This window comes from Pseudomonas brassicacearum subsp. brassicacearum, from assembly GCF_008801605.1.
In the GTDB taxonomy this organism is placed as follows: domain Bacteria; phylum Pseudomonadota; class Gammaproteobacteria; order Pseudomonadales; family Pseudomonadaceae; genus Aquipseudomonas; species Aquipseudomonas brassicacearum.
Map to the genome: position 1 here is coordinate 90,986 of NZ_VZPJ01000001.1, position 17,300 is coordinate 108,285.

At 60.6% G+C, this 17,300-nt stretch carries 17 protein-coding genes; 5 read left to right on the plus strand and 12 right to left on the minus strand.

Annotated elements, in window-relative coordinates; all coding sequences use genetic code 11:
* Positions 1–13: 13 nt before the first annotated feature.
* Positions 14–355, minus strand: a complete 342-nt coding sequence (locus F7R20_RS00430) for a DUF6124 family protein (protein WP_003201229.1) — start codon at positions 353–355, stop codon at positions 14–16.
* 458 nt (positions 356–813) lie between these two features.
* Positions 814–1,533 carry a DUF1353 domain-containing protein gene (locus tag F7R20_RS00435; protein ID WP_013693176.1) on the minus strand — a complete coding sequence of 240 codons (720 nt, stop codon included), beginning with the start codon at positions 1,531–1,533 and terminating at the stop codon, positions 814–816.
* A 205-nt stretch (positions 1,534–1,738) separates the two neighbouring features.
* Between F7R20_RS00435 and F7R20_RS00440 the strand changes: the two genes are divergently transcribed.
* Positions 1,739–2,632, plus strand: coding sequence for a LysR family transcriptional regulator (locus F7R20_RS00440; protein WP_003201226.1), 894 nt, complete (start codon positions 1,739–1,741; stop codon positions 2,630–2,632).
* Here the strand turns inward: F7R20_RS00440 and F7R20_RS00445 are convergent.
* The 10 genes from F7R20_RS00445 to F7R20_RS00490 all read right to left on the minus strand — a co-directional run bounded on the left by F7R20_RS00445 (position 2,620) and on the right by F7R20_RS00490 (position 13,090).
* Positions 2,620–3,801 carry a (R)-mandelonitrile lyase gene (locus F7R20_RS00445; protein WP_003201222.1) on the minus strand — a complete coding sequence of 394 codons (1,182 nt, stop codon included), beginning with the start codon at positions 3,799–3,801 and terminating at the stop codon, positions 2,620–2,622. The genes F7R20_RS00440 and F7R20_RS00445 overlap by 13 nt on opposite strands.
* Positions 3,802–3,910: 109 nt before the next feature.
* The gene (locus F7R20_RS00450) at positions 3,911–4,429 is read right to left on the minus strand and encodes a hypothetical protein (protein WP_003201219.1); all 519 of its coding nucleotides are present in this window, start codon (positions 4,427–4,429) and stop codon (positions 3,911–3,913) included.
* A gap of 181 nt (positions 4,430–4,610) precedes the next feature.
* The gene (locus F7R20_RS00455) at positions 4,611–5,054 is read right to left on the minus strand and encodes an HIT family protein (protein ID WP_003201216.1); all 444 of its coding nucleotides are present in this window, start codon (positions 5,052–5,054) and stop codon (positions 4,611–4,613) included.
* A 238-nt stretch (positions 5,055–5,292) separates the two neighbouring features.
* Complete coding sequence (locus F7R20_RS00460; protein ID WP_003201215.1) at positions 5,293–5,694, minus strand: response regulator; 402 nt, start codon at positions 5,692–5,694, stop codon at positions 5,293–5,295.
* Entirely contained in the window at positions 5,691–7,874 is a 2,184-nt protein-coding gene (locus F7R20_RS00465; protein ID WP_003201212.1) for a PAS domain-containing sensor histidine kinase, read from the minus strand. The genes F7R20_RS00460 and F7R20_RS00465 overlap by 4 nt, the downstream gene beginning before the upstream one ends.
* A 109-nt stretch (positions 7,875–7,983) precedes the next feature.
* The gene (locus tag F7R20_RS00470) at positions 7,984–8,814 is read right to left on the minus strand and encodes an amidohydrolase family protein (protein ID WP_033028103.1); all 831 of its coding nucleotides are present in this window, start codon (positions 8,812–8,814) and stop codon (positions 7,984–7,986) included.
* A 28-nt stretch (positions 8,815–8,842) separates the two neighbouring features.
* Positions 8,843–10,132, minus strand: coding sequence for an MFS transporter (locus F7R20_RS00475; RefSeq protein ID WP_003201208.1), 1,290 nt, complete (start codon positions 10,130–10,132; stop codon positions 8,843–8,845).
* Positions 10,133–10,254: 122 nt separating this feature from the next.
* Positions 10,255–10,986, minus strand: a complete 732-nt coding sequence (locus tag F7R20_RS00480; RefSeq protein WP_003201206.1) for a GntR family transcriptional regulator — start codon at positions 10,984–10,986, stop codon at positions 10,255–10,257.
* An 89-nt stretch (positions 10,987–11,075) separates the two neighbouring features.
* A complete protein-coding gene (locus F7R20_RS00485; protein ID WP_003201205.1) occupies positions 11,076–12,434 on the minus strand; it encodes a sensor histidine kinase in 1,359 nt (452 codons plus the stop codon).
* Positions 12,431–13,090, minus strand: coding sequence for a response regulator transcription factor (locus tag F7R20_RS00490; RefSeq protein WP_003201201.1), 660 nt, complete (start codon positions 13,088–13,090; stop codon positions 12,431–12,433). Before F7R20_RS00490 ends, F7R20_RS00485 begins: the two co-directional genes overlap by 4 nt.
* A gap of 131 nt (positions 13,091–13,221) precedes the next feature.
* Here F7R20_RS00490 and F7R20_RS00495 point away from each other — a divergent pair, with 131 nt between their 5' ends.
* The 4 genes from F7R20_RS00495 to F7R20_RS00510 all read left to right on the plus strand — a co-directional run bounded on the left by F7R20_RS00495 (position 13,222) and on the right by F7R20_RS00510 (position 17,250).
* The gene (locus tag F7R20_RS00495; RefSeq protein ID WP_003201199.1) at positions 13,222–13,545 is read left to right on the plus strand and encodes a PepSY domain-containing protein; all 324 of its coding nucleotides are present in this window, start codon (positions 13,222–13,224) and stop codon (positions 13,543–13,545) included.
* Between the two features lie 86 nt (positions 13,546–13,631).
* Positions 13,632–14,102, plus strand: a complete 471-nt coding sequence (locus F7R20_RS00500; RefSeq protein ID WP_003201197.1) for a DUF2271 domain-containing protein — start codon at positions 13,632–13,634, stop codon at positions 14,100–14,102.
* Positions 14,103–14,126: 24 nt separating this feature from the next.
* Positions 14,127–16,307, plus strand: coding sequence for a PepSY domain-containing protein (locus tag F7R20_RS00505; protein WP_003201195.1), 2,181 nt, complete (start codon positions 14,127–14,129; stop codon positions 16,305–16,307).
* Positions 16,291–17,250 (plus strand): FAD:protein FMN transferase, encoded by a 960-nt coding sequence (locus F7R20_RS00510; RefSeq protein WP_003201193.1) that lies wholly within the window; start codon positions 16,291–16,293, stop codon positions 17,248–17,250. Before F7R20_RS00505 ends, F7R20_RS00510 begins: the two co-directional genes overlap by 17 nt.
* Positions 17,251–17,300 lie beyond the last annotated feature (50 nt).

Genomic DNA, 17,300 nt, shown 5'->3' on the forward strand with positions numbered 1-17,300 from the left:
CAGTTACGAACGTCTATCTAGGGTCGATGACATCCAGCGCCCGGTTTGCCAATAGCTGACCCAGCTCGATCAACTGTTGCAACCCTAGTGCAACATGCCGTCGAGAATCCTCCAGGTCGAACGCCAAATCGCCGGCCATGGCATTGGCGGAGGCCAAGGTTTCGCTGAGGTTGGCCAACAGGCTTTCAGCATCGACATCCTCCACGACGGTGAATAGCTGCTCCGGAGGTGGCTTCTTGTCAGGCTGGGCGGGCTTGGGGTTCAGATAGGAATCGATAACGCGTTCGGCGTTGACGTCGGCTGCGATGTCCAGGTGCAGCGGTGGAACGGGTGGGTCGGGGATGAGTTTGTCCATATGGACCTCCTAACGTCAGTCGGATCCGCCACTGTTCGCGACTAAACGAAGTGGGGTGGCGGCTGTGCGCAGGTTAGTCGACCGGGACGTTAGGAAACCGGCGCACCCGAAAGTGCCCTGCGCACAGCCACCATAAAATCAGCGAGAAAACCGTAGCCTGACTTCAAGGAGACCTTGCGCCTAACGAAATACCGAGCGACTAAACCCGACCGCTGAATTGGCAGCGGTGGACAAAGACTAGGCACCGGAATCAGCAGGCGCAAGAGGCTGGAATTTTCTAGGAAATGTCCTGCAAGTCAATGGGGAATATTCGCTCCGTCGATTCCTACGACAAGCTCGTTCAACCATTCCCCCACCGAAGCGCTGCGCGACGGGTGCGATATGATTGGGAGACGGTTGCAGGCGCAAGCTGCGGAGCGAGGGGAAATGAACGATCTTGGATCGCCCTCTCCACTCGACTAATATTTCTGTAATAAATTGGGATCATTCACGCCCTCGGGAACATACGTACTCCCCTGACCAACGTAAAAATCATTTGGCTTGGCCGATTCGGCATAAGCTTCGATTTCATTGAGACTCATGCTCGGATCCGCCTCAAGAGCCGCCTTGAAATTTTGTGTCGTCGTTATTGAATTATCCCAATTGAGTTGGCTTTCTTCTGAAACCAGTCCAGAAGGAGCTAAAGTCTTGATGCAATTTTCACCACACTTCTCTCCCTCGACAACATCCCTCCAGTGAGGTCCAAAAGTAAAGACAGCAAAATACATTGTTTTCGCCTTGACTTTATCAATACCAAGATCGATGAGCGCGTAATAAAACATCCGATGCGTTTCAACCCACGACCGGACCCGATTTTCTTCGTAGCAATAATGATCATGAACAATTGCCGCTTTCAAGAAAGACGCGTCGTAAGCATCACCTATTATAGGTTGCGCCCATTTGGGGATCGACGCGCCATCCGTGGTTCCTGACTCATGATTGCCTGCTTTCCAAATATCGGTTTGCCAAACCAAGCCATTTGGCGATTTGAACGTAAGCATCGATCCTAACTGACACTTTCGCTCCTTGGTAAATTGGCAGCCTTCAGGGAGTAGCTTCAGCTCTCCTGTAAATTGACTCGCAAAAAGTGTATTCGAGGCACTCATCAACAGTACCAAAAATGCCATGGCCCTACGCATATCGCCCCTCTCCTTGTTCGATATAACAATTAGCCAACTTAAATAATTTTTTATAGCGCTTAGCGCCTCACGTACAACAAGTTCATCAGGGGGTGCCAGTGGACTATAGCAGTCAATTTTCCTGGCAGATCCCAACTTCAAATGGCTCAACCAATTAATACAATAGATGTCATAATCCAAGCCTGCTCATACCAGAGACGGATCAATGACCACCGAACGCTACGACCAACTCGCCATCTTCGCCGCCGTAGCCCAGGAGCGTAGCTTCACTCGCGCAGCCGCCAAACTGGGCATGTCGCAACCGGCGCTGAGCCGGGCGATGCGTCAGTTGGAGGAGCGGCTGGGGGTCAGGTTGTTGTCGCGAACCACTCGAAGTGTCGCCCCGACCGAAGCCGGTGAACACCTGTTGCGGGTGGTCGCGCCGCGCTTCGAAGAGATCGATAACGAGATGGCGATGCTCAGTGAGTTTCGCGATAAGCCGGCGGGTAAGCTGCGCATCACTGCCGGTGAGCACTCCGCGATCACCATCCTGCAATCCGTTCTCGCCAGGCTGCTACCTGACCATCCCGACCTCAATATCGAAATCATCGTCGACTATGGCTTTACCGATATCGTCGCGGAGGGTTTCGATGCCGGTGTGCGGCTGGGTCCGCAGGTGGCCAAGGACATGATTGCCCTGCGCATCGGCCCTGACATGCGCATGGCGGTGGTGGGCTCGCCGGCGTATTTCGGCCGGTACCCCAAGCCAGTCATTCCCGAAGACCTCACGGCGCACAATTGCATCAACCTGCGCATGCCGACCCATGGCGGCCTCTACATCTGGGAGTTCGAGAAAAACGGACAGGAACTGAAAGTCCGGGTGGAAGGCCAGTTGGTGTTCAACACCATCGCGATGCGCCTGGAGGCTGCGCTGCAAGGCTTGGGGTTGGCCTTCATGCCGGAGGACCTGGTGCAGGATGCTGTCGCGCAAGGCCGGTTGATTCGGGTGCTGGAAGATTGGTGCGAGCCGTTTTCCGGCTACCACCTCTACTATCCCAGTCGCCGCCAAAGTTCACCGGCCTTCACGCTGCTGCGCGAAGCCTTGCGCTACGAGGGTTGACTGGCCTGGACGGTGTCCAATGCTTCGGCGGCGCGCTTGGCCGCGGCGGCATCGCCCTGCTCGCCCAGTAGCTGGATCAGTTGCCGCAGTTGCGCGGCGCTCAAGCCGACGCGCAGGCTGGCGGCCATGTGCGAGCGCAGTTGTGACTCCACACCGGGGGTGACCGCCAGCGCGGCGACTGTCGCCAGCTCACGGCTTTGCCAGTCCAGGTTGTCACGCTCGAAAATGTCGCCGAACAGGTGCGTCTGCAAGTACTGGTTGATGACTGGGACGAAGTCGAACAACGGTCCCTGGACGGGCGCACCGGCAATGCGCGTCTGATTGGCCTTGCCCGCCGCCAGCAGCGCATCGCCGGTAGGGATCAGGCGAACGGGCTCGCGCCCCGGGTCGTCCTGGACGCCGCGTTGCTTGCGCGCCTGCACCACTTTCATCAATTCGCCGAGGGCGTTGAGGCTGCGGGGAAAGCCACTGTAGGCGTAAAGCTGCACCAGGATTTCCTTCGCCTCACTGACGGAGAGGCCGGCATCCAGCCCTTGATTCAAGGCGGTATTGAGGCCGGGCATGTTGCTCGTCGCCATGGCGGCGGCAATCAGCGGTATGGCTTGCTGCTTGGCCGATAGGGTTTGCGAAACCGCCACGGCATCCGGCTTGGTCGATGGCGTCGACACTCCAGCGGCGCTGTATTGTTCTTCGCTGACCTTCTCCAGCCACTCCACGTTTTTGCCCTCCACCGTGCCAGTCACGGCCAAGTGGGTCATGGCGCTCGTCGGCGCGGCACCATGCCAGTGCTTGACGCCAGGCGGGCAGACGATCACATCGCCCGGGAGGATCTGCTGCACAGGTTTGCCCCATTCCTGCGTCAGACCGACACCGGAAATCACCACCAACCGCTGTCCGGCAGGATGGGTATGCCAGGCCGAACGCGCGCCCGGTTCGAAGCTGACGTAGGCGCCGGAAGCATCGATTTCATCGGTTGCCGGGAACAGAGGATCGACCCGCACGCGCCCGGTGAAAGAGTCCGCCGGGCCTGCGACCGACGCTTGGCTGCCGGCCCGACTGATCTGTTGCGAAGTCCGGGACTCGCTGGTGCTTTCTGTACTGGCGGCGTCGACAAAAGGCGCCGCCGCGCATAGCGCAAAACAAAGGCTACCGGTTGAACGCAGAGTCATTTGGCTTTCCTCTCGATTGATATCGTAGAGAAACAAATTAACCTTGCTGCATTAATCGATAAACCATGCCAATTACATAGCACTCATATCGCAATCGCATAAATCCGCTTTACTTGATCTCGACCAATCGCACTGCCTGTGATCCGTCCAGCGACAAGTGAATCACGGCGGCCTTGCTTGGGAAGTTCGGCGCGTCCTCGTCGGTATTCTCCATCACGGGAATGTCGATCAGGGTCTGCTCCCCGGTCGGGTCGCTGACCAGCTTGGCATCCAGTTTGTCGATGGCACGCCAGCTGTCGCCACCGATGCGCATCACGTCCAACAGGCTGTAGTGCAGCACACCTTCTTCGTTCTCTTCGGGCGTAAAGGCCGCCAGGTATTGGCTGTAGTTGTTGCCCATACCGAAACCCTCGATGGTGAAGACCGCAAGGGTGACCTGACTGTCCTCGCCGGTGTCCAGCGTCTGCACCAGCGTCGCTTCGGGATAGCCGGTGGCATAGCTGTCCTTGATGAGCGCTACCAAGTGCCCGATCTGTACTTCCAGGGCTTTCGGAACGGGTTTCGATTCAGCGGCGTGAGTCAGGGTGCAGGTGAAAAACAAGGCGGCGGTCAGCAGGCGCAATTTCATGAAGGTGAGGTCCGGGGTATTGGGAGATCAGCGCGCAATGGTAGCGGTTGGCCAGGGATTTGGTAGCCCATTGTTGATAGGTTTTGTGGTGGGGTGCACAGCCTTGGACGTTGTGGCAAGGTCGCCGAGCATTTTGATGAGTGGGGCACGCCCTGTGCCCCTTACGGCGTCCTGCCCAGCATCAGGCTTCTGAGCGAATGCGCTCGACTAGACGCGCCTGGAGTGCTTCCAGCTCTTCGGGATCGGCCTTGCCCCTGCCATGTATACCGGGTGCTTCACCGTCCCAGCGAGGAATGATGTGCATGTGAATGTGATAGACCGTTTGCCCGGCCACAGCACCATTGAACTGCGCGACCTGAACCCCGTCCGGCTGCAATTCGTCCACGATGATCCGCGTCAGGCGCTGCACGGCAGACATCATCGCCCCCAGGACGGCGGTCTCGACCTCGAGGATATTTCGCGCCTGGGAGGCTTTGGGAATGACCAGGACATGCCCGCGCGATTGAGGGAAGAGATCCAGGAAGGCCAACACATCGGCGTCTTCATAAATCTTGTAGCACGGCGCATCGCCGCGAAGGATCAGCGCAAAGATGTTCTGCGGATCGTAATGACCGTGGAGACTCATGATCACTCCTTGGAGTTTGGGAGGTTGGTTACCGGTAAGAGATTTAGCACAGTCAGAGGCCTACTTGAAGCCAAGGGCTGGGCTTGCTCGCGACGGTGTTGTATTCGTTGGCGATGAGATTGCCTGTGCCACCGTTATCGCGAGCAAGCTCGCTCCCACATTGGATCAGCGGTGGAGCTTGATTGAGTGACCACCGCAAATCCCAGGTGGGAGCGAGCTTGCTCGCGAAGGCGGCGGGTCAGTCGACATCGGTGCTGGCAGCCAAGCCGCTTTCGCGAGCCCCGCTCAGCGTAACGGCAATTTTCTGCTGCAACTCACTTTGCGAAAACGGCTTGTGCAGGACCGGGCACTCGGCGTATTCGGCTGGAAGTCCACTGGCGCCGTATCCGGTGCTGAACAGGAAGGGAATATGGCGACCGCGAAGGATTTCGGCCACCGGAAAAACCCGCTCGCCAGCCAGGTTGACGTCGAGGATCGCCAGATCAACCTGCACCGAGCCGGCCATGTCACGTGCTGCAGCGAGCCGGGCGACTGAGGCCACCACTTCGCATCCGAACTCCTCCAGCATGTCCTCGATTAACAGGGCGACCGCGCCTTCGTCCTCGACGACCAGCACCCTGACGCCAACAAATGGGGTCATGCCCCGGTCATCCCAATCAGGAACGAAAAGCGGCAGCAAACGCCTTCTGGAGCGTAGGTGAGGTCGAACTTGCCGGCCAGGTCGCGCTCGATGCAGCGCCTCATCAAGCGCGAACCCAGCCCTTCCCGTTCCGGCGGTGACACGGGTGGCCCTCCTTGTTCGCGCCAGTCGAGGGTCAGCAACGTTCCGTCCGCCCGGGTTTGCAGGTGCCAGGTAACTGCAAGCGTCCCGCTCTCGACCGACATCGAGCCATATTTCAACGCGTTGATCGCCAATTCATTGAGGGTCATCGTTAGGTTGAGCGCCACGCGAGTGCCGACGTCCATAGAAGGGCCTTCAATCACAATACGACCAGGCTCATGCCCAAACACCGGCATCAGCACCTCGGGGGCCAGGGTGTCGAGCGGCGTCTGCCCCCAATGCCGTTTCGTCAAAAGATCGTGTGCCCGTGACAACGCCAGGAGCCTCGCCTCGAAACGCCTGTAGCCGTCTTTCGCATCCTCTGCGTTGCGTGCCGTCTGGGCTGCCAGCGATTGCACCGTGGCCAGGGTGTTCTTGACCCGGTGATTGAGCTCATCGATCAGCGTCTTCTGCCGGTTTTCCGCCTGCTTTCGCTCGGAGATATCCACCAGCATGTTGATGGCGCCCACCAGGTTTCCATCGGCATCATGCAAAGGCGTGGGAAAAGGCGTGAACGGAACGCGGCTACCATCCGGCCGCTCTGCAATTGCCTCGACGCCGCGAATCGGCCGGTTTTCCTTCAGGGCCACCGCCATCGGGCATTGGTCGTGGGGCAGGAAACTGCCGTCCGTGTTGAACAGTTTCCAGGTCACGCACCACTGGTCGCCCAGCCGAGGTGTGCGCCCGGACAGTTCGACAGCGGCGCGATTGTAGAAGGTGATGCGGCCATCGGCGTCGGTGGTGTACACCGCGGCAGGCAACGCCTCGAGAAGATTGCGCATGTGCCGTTCGCTTTCGCGGACCTGGTTTTCCATCCGCCGCGCCAGCGTGACGTCCTGCAGCACTCGCACGCCATACCGAAACGTACCGCTGACGTCCCTCACCGAGGAACTGTGGATGTCGAGGTAAACGACCTCGCCATCGGGCTTCACGGCGCGCTTGCGAAGCACGTAGTTATCAAGTTCACCGGCCACCTGGCGGGCGTACAACCCCGCGTCCTGCGGGATGCAATCGGGGTGGGTATAGTCCAGGAATGTCATCGACAGGAGCTCTTCGCGCGAGCGACCCAGCATGTTGCACAGGGCATCGTTGACGCGCAGCAAGCGACCGTCGACGCCGGCCTCGGCAATACCGATGGTCGCCGCCTCGTAGGTCGCCGAAAGCCGGTCATCGCTGTCCTGGCGCGCCGCCTCGGCCGCATGGACACAGCTCCTGTCGATGGTGAAGCAGCGCGTATTGAAGAGTTTTCCGTCTTCGAATCGGCCATTGGAAGTGATCATGACATGCTTGATCGAGCCGTCCTTTGCCCTCAGTCGCGCCGGATAGCTTTCCAGGCAGTCGCCGCTGCCGAGCTTGGTGAGGATGTCGCCAATGACCGGCTCGTCGAGGTGAAATTCGGTGATGTGGCGGCCGATGTATTCGTCGGCCGAATAGCCCAGTAGCGTCAGCTCCGCCTTGTTCGCGCGCAGGATAATGCCTTCGCCGCTGACGATATGCAGGCCCACCGCGCTGTTTTCGAAAAAGTCTTCGAGGTCGTCGCTCTTGCGCCGAAGCTCTTCGGCCATGGCGTGGTGCGCCGAGACGTCCTGGAAGCAGTTGATCACGCCTTGGACGCCCCCCTGCCGATCCCTGAGGGCGCGGATGTTCATCAGCGCCACGAACCGCGAGCCGTCCGGACGCTCGATGAGCACTTCCTGATTACGCGAGGCAATGCCGGTATTGAGTGCCGAGGCTGTCGGGCAGTGTTCGAACGCCAGCGGTGTACCGTCAGTCTGGAACAGTCGATGGGCGCCGCAGAAACGGTCACCGTTCTCTCCAAGTGCCGGCGCCCTTCCCCACAGCTCGGCCGCCTCACTGTTGTACCTGACGAGCCACCCCTGGCGATCGCACAGGTACACCGCACCAGGAATGGCATCGAGTGCGCTCGTCCCCATCGAGATCAAGCTCTCGTACTCGCTTGGCGCACGCGTTTCCCTGGATAGCTCTTCAATGTTCGACATCAGTCATCCTCAAACCGCCTGGCTGAAACCTTTCACAGGGCATCAATGGAGTCTAGATCCCTATTCATCGGGCGAGTTCAGGAAAACTCAATGTCACAAGCCTCGGGCCTCAAAACTTGAACAGTACCTGGGGTGCCTGGACCATTAACGCCCGCATAAGTGGCCCCGAACATTCCAATGCGCACAACTGCTCCATCACCGTTTCGAAACCCACGTGTTCTTCATGCTGGGTGTGCGGCCAGTCGCTGCCCCACACCAGGCGCTCGGGGCCGAAGTGGTGTTCCAGCAACGTCAACGAGGCGCGGGCGAATTCAAGATTCCGCGGGGCTGTTGCGCCCAATCGATAGATGCCGGACACCTTCATCCACACCTGCCCGCCCTGCCCCAGTTCCATCAATTGGGCAAAGCCAGGTTGATCCAGCCCCAAACGCGCATCCGGACGACCGAAGTGATCGACCACCAGTTTGATGCCCAATGGCAACAGCTGTCCCATCAGCCCCGGCAAGTCCGCCAGGTTGGCATGCAACTCGACATGCCAATCCAGCTCCGCGATGTGGCCCAAAAAGCCTTTCCAGGTGGGGTCGCGAAAATCAGGTAAAGCTTGGCCCATCAGGTTCAAGCGAACACCGACCACGCCCAACCGGGCCATGTCGTCCAGCTCGGCTCGACTGACGTCTCGCGCCACCACCACGACCCCACGCAATTGCTCTGGCGCTTGCCGTAGCGCGGCCAGCAAGTAGCGGTTATCCGTGCCGAGAAAACTTGGCTGCACCAACACGCCATGGCTCAAGCCGTGAGCGTGCAGATGGCCCAGGTACTGGGCGAGCGTGGCGTCATAGTCAGGTGTGTAGCGCCGGACAGCCGCCAGTTCCAGCTCGCTGCTGAATACGTGGGCGTGACAGTCAATGCCGGTGATCGGCGTAGTGCGGGTATCAACCATGGGTTTCATCTATCGAAAATAAGGGAAATCAGGCTCGGGCGCCCTGGCCGTCACTCTCCACCGCAGGCACCGATGCAGCAGTGGCTTCCAGGCTGCGACCGCGGGTTTCCGGCAGGCAAAGCGCCGCGATCACCGCCACGCCGTAGGCAATCCCGGCGTCGATGCCAATGGCCGAGCCCAAGGACATGGAGTCGCTCATGTGACCGACCAGGAACGGGAACACCGCCGAGAGCACCCGGCCGAAGTTGTAGCAGAATCCCACGCCGGCGCCGCGTACATCCGCCGGGTACAATTCGTTGAAAAACGCCCCGAGGCTCGCTGGAATACCCGCCGCGAAGAAGCCGAGCGGGAAGCCCAGGAACAGCATCTGGGTGTTGCTCAACGGCAGGAACACATAGCACTGTACGGTCACCACGCAGCACAGCGCGAACAGCACGATGTTCTTGCGACGCCCGATGCGATCGATCAACAGGCCACTGACTACGCAGCCGCACCAGAAGGCGAAGATGATCACCGCCAGGTAGCCGCCGGAGTTGAGCACCGACAGGTTGCGCTCGGTCTTGAGGAAGGTTGGCAGCCACGTCATCACCGCGTGGTAACCGCCGTGCGCCCCCAGCCCCAACAGCCCGCCAAACAAGGTCACGCGGATCAGCTCAGGGCGAAAGATACCGCTCAGGGATTTGAAGAAACTTTGCGGGATGACATTGGCTTTTTGCAGGCGCTGGAAACTGTCGGGTTCCTCAACGTTGCGCCGTACCCAGATGATCAGGAACGACGGCAGCAGGCCCACGATGAACATCACCCGCCAGGCCATGTCTTGCGGCACAAGGGAGTAGATCAGCGTGAAGACGCCGACCGCCAGACCCCAACCCACCGCCCAGGCGCTTTGTACCGTGCCCATGACCTTGCCGCGGTACTTGGGGTTGATGGTCTCGGCCATCAATACCGCACCGGCGGCCCATTCACCGCCGATGCCGAAGCCCTGCAGCGCCTTGACGATCAACAACGAGTGGAAGCCGGTGACGAACGCCGACAGGAAGGTAAAGAACGAAAACCACAGGATCATCCATTGCAGCGTGCGCACCCGTCCGTAACGGTCCGACAGCGTCCCGCCAACCCAGCCGCCAATGGCCGAAGTGACCAGGGTCACGCCGCTGACCAGCCCGGCATCGCCCTTGGTCAGGGCGAACGCGGCGATCAACGCCGGTATCGCCAGGCCGAACATCTGTACTTCCAGCGCGTCGAGCGACCATCCGCCGAAACAGGCCCAAAACGTTTTGCGCTCTCGCGCAGTGACTTGGCGATACCAGCTGAACATGATTCTTATCCTTGTAAGTGGAACGAAAGGCAGCCGAGAGCGAACCGCGCCGCTACAGGGCCAGTCATGGCAAACAAAACGATAAGGGCTGCGGCGACCGACTCGCCGCTAACCCGGTAGGCTCAGCGGATTTCCACGCTGTAGCGGAAGTGCTCGGCATGCCCGCGCGAGCGTCGCCACTCCAGGGGATTGCCGGCGTAGTCCCGCGCCAGACGCTCGATCACCACCACCGGACTGTTGACCGGCACCTGCAGCAGCCGCGCGTACACCTCATTCACCGATTCAGCGGTGAGGGTTTCTTCGGCAGAGGCGACCACCTGACCGCAGGTTTCTTCATAGATGGGATAAAGCAGCGGTCCCTTTTGACTCAGGTCGATCTCGAGCAAGGGTTGGAAACGGTTGCGGGGCAGCCAGATTTCTTCGGCGAGCACCGGCGCCACATCCAGCAGACGCACCCGCACGATGCGAATCACCGGCGCATCCGCCGGCAACCCCAGCGCCTGGGCCACCGCCGAAGGCGCGGCCACCGGCTCCACGGACAGGATCCGGCTCTCGGGAACCCGGCGTTCGCCTGAAGCGCTTTGAAAGCGGAAAAACCGGAACAGCGACGACTGGAATTGCGGCCGGCGAATGAAGGTGCCACGCCCCTGCTGGCGCTCCAGGACGCCCTCGCTGACCAGCGCATCGATGGCCTTGCGCACCGTGCCGGTAGACAACTGGTATTCGGCCGAGAGTACCGCCTCAGTAGGAATCGCCTCCCCCGGACGCCAACGGTTATTGGCGATCTGTTCAGCCAATTGGTCGCGTAAACGTTGATACAGCGGCAGGCGGACATCACTGGAGAGAGATTTCATTGACCTTATTCACCTTGTTATCTAGTCATATATATGAATATGGACGAGAGTATTTGCTCAAGGTCGATTGCTTGTCAAGAATGCGCAGGTTAGCTGGCTGACGAATGGCCGGTGGCAACAGTGGCAAGCGGTAGCCGGACCTGCACCTCGAACCCCTCCTGCCGGTCTTTTGCCGGGGACAACAGTTCGATTCGTCCATTGATCCCCTGCACAATCGTCTTGACGATCGCCAAGCCCAATCCCGACCCACTGGTTTCGCTCTGGCCGCGCACGAAACGTTCGGTCAGGTTCTGCAGGACGGCCACCGGCACCACCGGTCCGGCATTGATCACCCGCAGCAGTGCCTGGTCCGTGAGGGTGACTTCGATGGGTTGATCCATCGCACCGTACTTCAATGCGTTCTCGATCAGATTGCGCAACAGGATGCCGAAGGCGTCCGGGTCGACGGTCGAATACACATGGGTCTGGGCAGGAAGTTGCAACGCGATCTGCCGGCTGCTGTTGTGCCGCCATTCATCCACCACGTGAGCCAACAATGGGACCAGGTCCTGGGGCGTTTGCGAGAGCAGTCCGCCCCCTTCAGCCTTGGCCAGTTGCATGAGCTTTTCCGATAACCGGGCCAATTCGCGCAAGGCGCTTTCGATCTTTTTCGCACGCAAACGCAACGGACCTTCAGGGGCCTCCTGGTATAGCCGCTGGACTTGCGCCAATGTCGCGGCCAAGGGTGTACGCAGCTCATGTGCGCTGTTGGCGGTGAAGCTGCGTTCGGCCTCCAGGGCCTTGCGCAAGCGCTCCAGCAGGCGGTTGACCGCATCCGCCAAGGGGTTGATTTCTGCCGGCAGGCGCGACACCTTGATCGGCGAAAGATCACCCACGCCGCGGGCCTCTACGGCGTGACGATAGGCCAGCACGCTGCCCAGGCTCATGCGCACCAATAGCCAGGTCCCCAACAGGCTGATGGGGATCAGCGCCAATAATGGCCACAACAAGGCAAACAAGGCTTCTCGTGCGGCCCCACGACGATGGCGCAGCGGCTCGGCGACTTCGATGAATACCGTCTCGCGCAGCGCACTGGCGCCATACAGACGGTACTTTCCAGTCGTGGAGAAACCTTCAATCGGATGTTTGCTGAATACCTTCGGGTTGGCATCGTGGGACTGCATCAGGACCTTGCCCTCGGCATCGCGCACCAGATAACTCAAGTACTCCTTGTGCATCTTCAAAGTGGCAACCTGCTGCGCCTCGCCCGGGGTTTCCCGGTTGCTGATTTCCAGCACGGCCAGGGGCAGGATGCGTTGGGCGGTCTCTTCCAGTGCGCTGTCAAAGGCCTCGTTCAACTCATGTCGTACCCCGCGCCAGGTGCCGACTGTCGCCACCAGCCAGAGCAACGTCATGCCCAGCGTCAGGCCCAGGCCCAGACGTTTTTGCAGGCTGAAGGTCGTCTTCATGCCGACACCATCCGGTAACCCATGCCCCGCACGGTCTCGATCAGGTCGCGCCCGAGCTTCTTGCGCAATCGACTGATATAGACCTCGATCGTGTTGCTTTCGATTTCGGCACCGAAGGCGTACAGCCGATCTTCGAGTTGCCCCTTGGACAGCAGCGCGCCGGGACGCTGGATGAATGCCTCCAACAGCGCCCATTCCCGGGCCGTGAGTTCCACGGCCACGCCGGCCCGCTGCAACGTACGGGCCGTCATATCGACGTGCAGCTCACCAAGCCTGATCTGGGGATTGGGGTTGCCGCTGTAACGACGAGCCACCGCAGCCACACGGGCCGACAGTTCAAACAGATCGAAGGGTTTGACCAGGTAATCGTCGGCGCCGGCATTGAGGCCGGCGATTCGATCAGATATCTGGTCCTGGGCCGTCAGGATGATCACCGCAGTCGCGTCACCTGCGCTGCGCCGCTGACGCAGGAAGTCCAGCCCTCGACCGTCCGGCAACATCAAGTCAAGCAGGATCAGGTCATAAGCGGTGGTGCTCACGCTGCTGCGTGCTTGGGCAAGGTTCTGCACCCAATCAACGGCATGGCCGTCATCGGCGATCTGCTCGCGCACCGCATCCCCCAACCGTGGCGAGTCCTCAACCAATAAAACCCGCATCGGGCAGCTCCTGTAATCGTGGTTTGCCGCACCTTAGCGGCCTTACCTGACGTGAATCTGAAGATTCAGCTGGCTGTCAGGAATGCACCGTAGGGTATGCCCACAACGAAGCCCCCGGCAGGAGACAGATCATGAAATCAGGTTTTATCGCCAGCACTGCGCTGATAAGTGTGCTGGCCAACGGTTACGCCTTGGCCGATGACGACTGCGGCGAACTGGTCAACGACTGGCAGCCACGGGAAACCCTGCGCCTGCAGGTGGAACAGCGGTACGGCTGGAAGGTGCAGCGCATCAAGGTCGACGACGGCTGCTACAAGCTCAAGGGCCTGGACCGCCAGGGCAATGTCATCGAGGCCCGCTACGCACCGGCGTCGCTGCACTTGCGCAAGCTCGAGATCTACTTCCGGGACGATGACGATGCCAGCGCTTACCTCGCCCCTGCCCCCGCACCGTGACATTTCGACGCGTTGATCCTGCCGTTCAGGTTGCTGTCAGCAAGCAGGTCCAGGCTCTCGCTCCAACGATCAAAAGGACAACCTCCATGAAAAAAATCATCGCTGCAACCTGCCTCGCCGGCGCCATCATCCTGCCGGGGCTGGCTCAGGCCCGTGAAGTAACCCTCACCACCCAGCTCAAGCGCTACAGCGGCAACGATGCGTACCTGGCGATCTACGTCACCGACGCCAGCGGCCAGTACCAGAAAACCCTCTGGGTGGCCGGCAAAAAGGCCAAGTACTACAAGCACCTGGCCGACTGGGCCCGTGGAAGCAAGCTGAACCCCAGCGAGTACGACGGCGTCAGCGGCGCCAGCGTTGGCAGCGGCGACACCCTCAAAGTCAGCGTCGAGCTGGCAGACACCCTGATCGATGCCGGGTATCAGATCCGTATCGATAGCGCCGTCGAGGATAAGCGTGATGCCCGCGCCGACGTCAGCGTGCCATTGACCCGCGAAGGCGCAGGCAAGCCGGCGGCCGGTAATACCTACGTCGAATCCTTTACTTACGATTTGTAGCACCTACCTGTTCGGAGGCCGAACATGCTTCGCCAGCTCCACTCCCTGCCCGGTCTGATCGCCGCCCTGTTGGTCATGCTCTTGGCCATCAGCGGCGCGACATTGTCTGTCGATCCGGCCCTTGAACGCCTGAACAACACGTCCACTGCGGCCGGGCAAGTCAATGTCGGCCAGTTGGCCGGACGCGTTGCCAGTCACTTTCCGGGCGTGGAGCAGATCCAGCGCACAGCGTCCGGGACCGTCATTGTCTACTTCAATCAGGACGGCCGGGTCGGGGCCGAAAAGGTCGACCCACTGACCGGGCGAGGCCTGGCCCCCTACGAACCCTCCGCTTTCTCACGCTGGATGAAAGACCTGCACCGCTCGCTGTTTCTCGGCACGCCGGGCCACGGGGTGTCAGGCGTCGGCGCGCTGTTCATGCTGATGCTGTCGGTGTCCGGGGCGCTGTTGCTGGTCCGGCGGGTCGGCGGCTGGCGCAACCTGCTGCGGCCATTGCGGGGCGACTTCAGCCAGCGCTGGCACGCTGAGGTCGGTCGCTTAGCGTTGCTTGGGCTGCTGTTATCGGCACTGAGCGGGCTCTACATGTGCGCCACGACCTTCGACTTCATCGCCGATGGCAGTCAGAGCGAGCCTGCATTCCCCGACCACATCAGCGCAGGCTCGGCCTCGCCCGTGGCGAGCCTGCAAGCTTTGCAGGCCACCGATCTGACTGACCTGCGCGAGCTCGTCTATCCCAGCCCGAATAATCCGCAAGACGTGTTTTCCCTGCGCACGGCCCAGGGTGACGGCTACGTGGACCCGGTCAGCGGTGCCCTGTTGTCCTATCAAGCTCACGACTCGATGCGCAACGTCTACGAGTTGATCTATCAGTTGCACACCGGTGAAGGGCTCTGGTGGCTGGGCCTGTTGCTGGGCCTCTGTGCCCTCGGCGTGCCCGTGATGAGCATCACCGGCATCCTGATCTGGTGGCGTCGCCGCCAGGCCGGGCCGAATATCCGCCATAACAGCGCTGCGCAAACCGCCGACACCGTGATCCTGGTCGGCAGCGAAACCAACAGCACCTGGGGCTTTGCCAACACCTTGCATGAAGCCTTGCATCAAGCCGGCCACCGCGTTCACAGCGCAGCAATGAATCAATACGCCAACGACTACGGCAACGCTCAACGCGTGTTGATCCTCACCGCGACCCACGGTGACGGCAATGCCCCGGCCTCGGCTTCGCAGTTCCTGGCACGGCTGGCCGAAGCCGGCCTGAAACCTGGCCAGCCGTTTGCCGTGCTGGGTTTTGGCGACCGGCAGTTTGCGCAGTTCTGTCAGTTTGCCCATCAGGTACAGGAAGCCTTGTTGCAGGCCGGTGGCACGCCTTTGATTGGCCTGGAAACCATCAACCGCCAATCCTCCCAGGAGTTCGCTCGGTGGGGCCACGCCGTGGGTGAAGTGCTGGGGCATGACTTGACGCTGATCCACACCCCACAGCCGCCCCGCACCGATCAACTGATCCTGGTCGAACGCATTGCCTATGGTGAACAGGTAGGCGCGCCCACCCACGTGCTGCGTTTCAAAGCCCCAGGGAAGTTACCGGCCTTTGAAGCCGGTGATCTGGTCGGCATCCTGCCCCCTGGCAACCCCCTCCCGCGGTTCTACTCGCTGGCCAGCAGTTCACAGGACGGCGTGCTGGAGATCTGCGTACGCAAACACAAAGGAGGTCTGTGCTCGTCATTCCTTCACAGCCTGGAGATCGGGGCGACCATCGACGCCTTTATCCAACCGAATCCACAATTTCGTCCCGCGTCGGGCGCTCATCCGGTGATCCTGATCGGTGCCGGTACCGGCATCGGCCCGCTGACCGGTTTTATCCGCAACAACAAGGCCCACCACCCCATGCACTTGTATTGGGGCGGGCGCAACCCGACCTCGGATTTCCTCTACGAAGCCGAGCTTAACCATTACTTGGCGGACCAGCGTCTCACCGCATTGCAAGCAGCCTTTTCCCAGGTCATGGACCGTTCCTACGTGCAGGACCGGCTGATCAGCGACGCCCTGATGTTGCGTCGGCTGATCGAAAAAGGCGCCCAGGTACTGGTTTGCGGCGGTCGCGAGATGGCCAAGGGGGTGATGCTGGCCCTGGACGAAGTACTGGCACCGCTGAACCTGAATGTGCGGACCCTCAAGGCACAAGGACGCTATCGTGAAGACGTCTACTGAATTGCAACGCTACAGCCTGAGCGGCGAAACCATGGGCACGCGCTATACCGCCCTGTTCTATGCCGAAACCGAACTCGACACCCGCCCGATCAGTCGCAGCCTGGCGCACGCCGTGGGCCGGGTGGACCAACAAATGTCGACCTGGAAAGCCGATTCGGACCTCAATCGCCTCAACAACGCACCGTTGCAGGAATGGATAGCGCTGCCCGAGGAACTGACCACGGTATTGTCTGCGGCGCTGCGCGTCAGCCGGCAATCGGGCGGCGCCTTCGATATCGCCGTTGGTGATCTGGTGGACGCCTGGGGCTTCGGTCCCGGCGAGCTGTCCATCACCGAACCGGCGCCTGCGCCAACTCGACGCTCGACCAGTGCAGCGCTGGTCGTTGATTCACAACGCAACCTGGTGCGCAAACAGGCACCGCTTAACCTCAACTTGAACGGCATTGCCAAAGGTTTTGGTGTCGATGAGCTGGCCCGCTGCCTGGACAGGTTTGGCATCGCGCGCTACCTGGTAGGCATCGACGGCGAGATGCGTGCCCGCGGCAACAAACCAGATGGGCAGCCCTGGGTCGTGGCCCTGGAAAAGCCCCGCCGGGGCGTGCGTGAGGTCATGGGTGTGATGGAACTCAGCGACGCCGCCATCGCCACCTCCGGGGATTATCGACACTGGGTCGACGTCTGTGGGCAATCCTTCGCCCACACAATGAACCCGGCCACCGGCACCCCACTGTGCAACGCACTCGCAGCCGTCACGGTGGTGTCGACTTCATGCATGCTCGCCGACGCCTGGGCCACAGCGCTGATGGTACTGGGCGAAACCCAAGGCCCCCGCCTGGCACAAGAACGCGGGATGGACGCATTGTTCGTCATGCGCGACGGTTTGCAGCTCAAGGAAATATCCATAGTCGGCGGACAGTTGCAGCCTCAGGTTCAAACGCGCTGACGCCGACGCCCGGGTGTCGAGGTCTCCGGCCGTGAGGCAACACCTGTTCT

What these genes read in the sequence shown, in the direction of transcription:
- F7R20_RS00430 (WP_003201229.1), bottom strand. Translation starts at nt 355, where the DNA reads ATGGACAAACTCATCCCCGACCCACCCGTTCCACCGCTGCACCTGGAC.
- F7R20_RS00435 (WP_013693176.1), bottom strand. Translation starts at nt 1,533, where the DNA reads ATGCGTAGGGCCATGGCATTTTTGGTACTGTTGATGAGTGCCTCGAAT.
- F7R20_RS00440 (WP_003201226.1), top strand. Translation starts at nt 1,739, where the DNA reads ATGACCACCGAACGCTACGACCAACTCGCCATCTTCGCCGCCGTAGCC.
- F7R20_RS00445 (WP_003201222.1), bottom strand. Translation starts at nt 3,801, where the DNA reads ATGACTCTGCGTTCAACCGGTAGCCTTTGTTTTGCGCTATGCGCGGCG.
- F7R20_RS00450 (WP_003201219.1), bottom strand. Translation starts at nt 4,429, where the DNA reads ATGAAATTGCGCCTGCTGACCGCCGCCTTGTTTTTCACCTGCACCCTG.
- F7R20_RS00455 (WP_003201216.1), bottom strand. Translation starts at nt 5,054, where the DNA reads ATGAGTCTCCACGGTCATTACGATCCGCAGAACATCTTTGCGCTGATC.
- F7R20_RS00460 (WP_003201215.1), bottom strand. Translation starts at nt 5,694, where the DNA reads ATGACCCCATTTGTTGGCGTCAGGGTGCTGGTCGTCGAGGACGAAGGC.
- F7R20_RS00465 (WP_003201212.1), bottom strand. Translation starts at nt 7,874, where the DNA reads ATGTCGAACATTGAAGAGCTATCCAGGGAAACGCGTGCGCCAAGCGAG.
- F7R20_RS00470 (WP_033028103.1), bottom strand. Translation starts at nt 8,814, where the DNA reads ATGGTTGATACCCGCACTACGCCGATCACCGGCATTGACTGTCACGCC.
- F7R20_RS00475 (WP_003201208.1), bottom strand. Translation starts at nt 10,132, where the DNA reads ATGTTCAGCTGGTATCGCCAAGTCACTGCGCGAGAGCGCAAAACGTTT.
- F7R20_RS00480 (WP_003201206.1), bottom strand. Translation starts at nt 10,986, where the DNA reads ATGAAATCTCTCTCCAGTGATGTCCGCCTGCCGCTGTATCAACGTTTA.
- F7R20_RS00485 (WP_003201205.1), bottom strand. Translation starts at nt 12,434, where the DNA reads ATGAAGACGACCTTCAGCCTGCAAAAACGTCTGGGCCTGGGCCTGACG.
- F7R20_RS00490 (WP_003201201.1), bottom strand. Translation starts at nt 13,090, where the DNA reads ATGCGGGTTTTATTGGTTGAGGACTCGCCACGGTTGGGGGATGCGGTG.
- F7R20_RS00495 (WP_003201199.1), top strand. Translation starts at nt 13,222, where the DNA reads ATGAAATCAGGTTTTATCGCCAGCACTGCGCTGATAAGTGTGCTGGCC.
- F7R20_RS00500 (WP_003201197.1), top strand. Translation starts at nt 13,632, where the DNA reads ATGAAAAAAATCATCGCTGCAACCTGCCTCGCCGGCGCCATCATCCTG.
- F7R20_RS00505 (WP_003201195.1), top strand. Translation starts at nt 14,127, where the DNA reads ATGCTTCGCCAGCTCCACTCCCTGCCCGGTCTGATCGCCGCCCTGTTG.